Source organism: Verrucomicrobiales bacterium, from assembly GCA_016793885.1.
Classification (GTDB): Bacteria; Verrucomicrobiota; Verrucomicrobiia; order Limisphaerales; family UBA11320; genus UBA11320.
In genome coordinates, this window is sequence record JAEUHE010000263.1 from 1 (window position 1) to 4,926 (window position 4,926).

The following is a 4,926-nucleotide window of genomic DNA, read 5'->3' on the forward strand; positions in this document are numbered from 1 at the left end:
CTTCAGCTTCTCGGCTGCTACATGACGCGAGACATCCTGGCGAACATTGAGACTCGCCGCTCGCCCGTGACGGATACGCAGATTGAATTCTTCTGCGAGGTGTTTGCGGTGAAGGTTCAGGAACTGTTTCCAGCCCGGCCCAAGCTCAATGGCAATGGTCGTACGCTCGCGCTTGCCGTCCGTATTGTCACCCGCCGACGCCACCACGACGAGGACTCCAAGGTGCTTGCCTGACTTGCCTCGCGACATTCCAACAACGAAACTCTTATGGCCGTTCGCCGCAGAACCAACGAATCGGACGAGCAGCTTGACCTGTTCTCAACCGCGAGACCGACTTATGACACCATTGACTCAATACGGCCGGATGGCCGAGAAACACTGGCGCGAGCATTGCCCGACAATGGTCCTCGAACTGGAGGCGAAGGGACAGCTCCACCGGATGCTTCTCGAAGCCGAGGAGAAGACGAAGGACGAAATGGCCACGCTGAGAACGCAGTTCATGGGGCAGGGACTGACGGCGGACCAGGCGCACCGGCAGGCGTGGGAGATGGTGCGGGAGAAATACATCCTGCTCCCGCCCAAAGAGACTTAGCAGTCGGCCACCAGTTTCCGCGCCGCGAGGAGCCGCCGAAAAACCTCCACAGCTATCGCATCACTGAAGCCGACCGGTTTGGCGACGGCGGCCCCAAGCAAAAGTTCCAGCAGAACCTCGCCGCCATCCGCACGCTGCGGACACTGGATGCAGAGCAGCGATCCGCCACGGATGAGGAAAAGGCGGTAATGGTCAAATACGTCGGCTGGGGCGCGCTGCCGCAGGTGTTTGATCCGGACAACACGGACTGGCACAAGGAACAAACCAAGCTTTCTGAGTTTCTCTCCGATGAGGAACATTGTTCCGCCCGTGCCACCACGCTCAACGCGCACTACACCGCGCCCACCATCATCGGCGCGATGTATCAAGCTGCGGAGCGGTTCGGCTTCCAAGGCGGGCGCGTGCTCGAACCCGCCTGCGGCATCGGCCACTTCGTCGGACTGATGCCGGAGGACATGCTGCGGCGTTCCTCCGTGACCGGCATCGAGATTGACCCGCTCACCGCCCGCATCGCCAGGGCGCTTTATCCCGATTCTGATATTCGTCCGCTACCATTCGAGCAAACCTTGCTGGCAAATGGATATTACGACCTCGCCATCTCGAACGTCCCCTTCGGTGATTACCCGGTCCACGACCCGAAGTGGAACAACTACAAGCTGCTCATCCACGACTACTTCTTTGCCGCTTCGCTTGACCGCGTACGCCCCGACGGGCTGGTGATGTTCATCACGTCGCGCGGGACGATGGACAAACTCGACTCGACCCTGCGTGAATTGCTCTCGCAACGCACGGAACTGCTCGGCGCAATTCGCCTGCCGAACGATGCCTTCAAGAAAAACGCCGGCACCGAAGTCACGACGGACATTGTGATGCTCCGCAAGCTGCGGGTGGGTGAAGCGCCGACTGGCCCGGCGTGGAAAGCCACGGCTGATTACACCAACGACCTTGGCGAAGCCTTCACCATCAATGAATACTTCGCCGCGCGGCCCGAAATGATGCTGGGCCGTCTGCGTCTCGCCGGGCGCATGTATCGCGACAACGAGCCGACGCTCGAATCCGATGGCCGTGATCTCGCCGAAGCCTTGCGCCAGGCCGTCGAGCGTCTGCCGCAAAACATCTATCAGGCCCGAGGCCAGCAAGTCGCCGAGCCATCGTTGGAACAGATCATCCCGGCCCCGTACTACATCAAGCCCAACGCCTACTGCCTGCATGACGGCATGGTGTGCGTGCGCGAGGAAACCGTTCTTCGTCCGTTGAACGATCTTCCCGCCGAGACGCGCTCGCGCATTCGCGGCCTCATTCCGGTACGTGATGCGGTGCGGGATTGCCTGCGCGCCCAGCTTGACGGCAGCGGCGAGGAGCGCGTCATCGAAACCCGTCAGCAGCTCAATCTCGCCTATGACCGTTTCACCGGGCGCTTTGGTCCCATCAACGCCCGCGCCAATCAGCGGGCGTTTGATGGTGATCCCGATTTACCGCTGCTGATGTCGCTGGAGCATTACAACGACGAAACCAAAGTCGCGACGAAAGCATCCATCTTCCGCGAACGCACGATCCAGCACCGGCAGCCGATTGAAACTGCCGCCAACGCGAAAGAGGCGCTACTCGTCACTTTGAACGAGCGCGGTCGCGTGGACCTCGACCACATGGCGGGATTATTGGCCCGTCCCGCAGAAGACTTCTTGCACGACTTGAAGGGACTCGTATTTCTCAACCCGCAGACGAGCCAGTGGGAAACCGACGATCAATATCTCTCCGGTAACGTGCGGGAGAAACTCGCGGTGGCGGATGCCGCCGCCGTCAATGACTCCGCGTTCGCGGTCAACGTCGAGGCGTTGAAATCGGTTCAACCTGCTGATTTGAACGCGACGGAGATTGATGTGCGGCTCGGCGCTTCTTGGCTCCCGCAAGATGACGTGAAGCGATTCGTTCATGAGTTGCTCGGCGTTTCAACGGGCGTCGACGTCGGGCACGTCCACGCGCTCGGCACCTGGTACGTGAAGGGTGATTGGGAGGTGAAGGCTGCGACGGCGAACACGACGGATTGGGGCACCGACCGGTGCTCTTGTCTCGATCTCATCGAGGACGCTCTGAACCTCAAGACCCCGACCGTCTATGACCTCGACGAAAAGAAGAATCCTGTGGTGAACGCACAGGGCACGGAGGCGGCCCGTGAAAAACAGGAGCGCATCAAGGAACGGTTCAAGGAATGGATTTGGGCGGACGATTCGCGGCGCGAGCGGCTTTGTCGGCTCTACAACGACACGTTCAATCACACGCGACTGCGCACCTTCAACGGCGAGCATCTGACGTTGCCCGGTGCGAGTCAGGCCATCACGTTGCAGTCGCACCAAAAGGCCGGCGTCTGGCGTGTGCTACAAACCCCGAACACACTGCTCGCCCACGTCGTCGGCGCGGGCAAGACGTTCACGATGGTTTCTGCCGCGATGGAGCTGAAGCGGCTTGGTTTGGCGCGCAAGCCGTTGTTCGCCGTGCCCAATCACATGCTCGGTCAGTTCTCCACGGAACTGCTCACCCTGTATCCGGGCGCGAACATTCTCGTGGCCGGCAAGGAGGACTTCGAGGCGGCGAATCGCAAAAAGCTGTTCAGCCGCATCGCGACGGGGAATTGGGACGCCATCATCGTCACACATTCCGGATTCGAGCGCATCCCGCTCTCGCACAACACGCAGAAGCGGTTCTTCGAGGAACAGCTTCACGAATTAGAGATGGTGAAGAGGCAGCACGTAGACTCCAGCAACCGCCGGTTGGTCAAGGAACTGGAGAAGTCGAAGAAGCGCCTCGAAGCGCGCCTGCAGGGACTCGCAGCGGAGCACAAGAAGGACAACATGCTTACTTTTGAAGAGCTTGGCGTGGATCGTCTGTTCGTGGACGAAGCGCATTATTTCAAGAACCTGTTCTACGTCTCGAAGATGACGCGCATCGCCGGGCTGCCGCAGACCGCAAGCGAGCGCGCCTTCGACATGTTTCTCAAGGTGCGCCATGTCCAATCTTTGAATGGCGGCGGCGGAGTGGTCTTCGCGACCGGCACGCCCATCGCGAACAGCATGGCCGAGATGTTCACCATGCAGCGGTACCTCCAGCCGGACGAACTCAAGAAGCACAACCTGCATCATTTCGATTCGTGGGCGGCGACATTCGGCGAGCCGGTCACGGCGATGGAGCTTTCGCCTGACGGCGCGGGTTACCGTTTGAACACACGGTTCGCGCGCTTCATCAACGTGCCGGAACTGATGCAGATGTTCCGGCAGGCTGCGGACGTGCAGACGGCGGCGATGTTGAATCTGCCGCGCCCGAAGCTGGAAAACGAGAAACCCACCATTCGCAATGCGCCGACCACGCCGGAGTTGAAGGAGTTTGTGCAATCTCTCGCCGCGCGAGCGGAGCGGCTCCGAACGGGACGCGTGGACCCGCGCGTGGACAACATGCTCAGGGTGACATCAGAGGGCAGGAAAGCCGCGCTCGACATGAGGCTCGTGCGCCCTGGTTCGCTCGATGAACCCAACGGCAAGGTGAATCTGGCGGTGGAGAATGTGCTTCGTATCTGGACGGAGACGGCAGAGAAGCGTTGTTCGCAACTCGTCTTCTGCGATCTCTCGACGCCCAAAGACCACGGCTTCTCCATTTATCGCGATATGGCGGACAAGCTCCAGGCTCGCGGAGTTCCTGAACGCGAGATCGCCTTCATCCAGGATTTCGACAGCGATGCCTCCAAGCTCGCGCTGTTCAAAGACGTTCGCTCAGGGAAGATTCGCGTTCTGTTCGGCAGCACGCAGAAGATGGGTTCGGGAACCAACGTGCAGGAGAGATTGATTGCGTTGCATCATCTCGACGCGCCGTGGCGCCCGGCGGACGTTGAGCAGCGCGAGGGACGCATTCTCCGGCAGGGAAACAAGAATCCGGTGGTGAGCGTGTTTCGTTACGTGACCGAGGGCTCCTTCGACGCCTACATGTGGCAGACCTTGGAGACGAAGGCGAAGTTCATCGCCCAGGTGATGACGGGCGACATGACCATCCGCCGCGTCGAAGACCTCGACAGCTCAGCCCTCACTTATGCCGAGGTGAAGGCCATCGCGTCTGGCAACCCGCTCGTCATCGAGAAGGCGCAGGTCGATGCTGAGTTGATGCGCCTCACGCGCCTCCGCTCCGCGCACGCCGAGGAACAATACCGCATTCGCAGCAATCTGCGCCACTTGCGCGACGAAGCCGGGACTTGCTCCGAGCGTCTGACAAATCTCCGTCTGGACATCGCGGTTCGTGAGGATACTTCCGGCGACCATTTCCGTATCGAACTCGATGGACAAGTCATTACG

The 4,926-nt window shown here is 60.3% G+C and carries 3 protein-coding genes; all 3 read left to right on the top strand.

Translation table 11 applies throughout. From position 1 onward, the window contains the following. Nucleotides 1-21: 21 nt before the first annotated feature. Nucleotides 22-234, top strand: coding sequence for a hypothetical protein (locus tag JNN07_28625; protein ID MBL9171729.1), 213 nt, complete (start codon nt 22-24; stop codon nt 232-234). 103 nt (nt 235-337) lie between these two features. After that, on the top strand, nt 338-592 hold the full coding sequence (locus JNN07_28630; protein ID MBL9171730.1) for a hypothetical protein: 255 nt from the start codon (nt 338-340) through the stop codon (nt 590-592). Then, the coding region (locus JNN07_28635; protein ID MBL9171731.1) for a hypothetical protein at nt 541-4,926 on the top strand (4,386 nt) is incomplete at its 3' end. The genes JNN07_28630 and JNN07_28635, both read left to right, overlap by 52 nt.

Excerpts from the sequence above, each read along its gene's own strand:
- JNN07_28625 (MBL9171729.1), top strand. The coding sequence starts at position 22 with ATGACGCGAGACATCCTGGCGAACATTGAGACTCGCCGCTCGCCCGTG.
- JNN07_28630 (MBL9171730.1), top strand. The coding sequence starts at position 338 with ATGACACCATTGACTCAATACGGCCGGATGGCCGAGAAACACTGGCGC.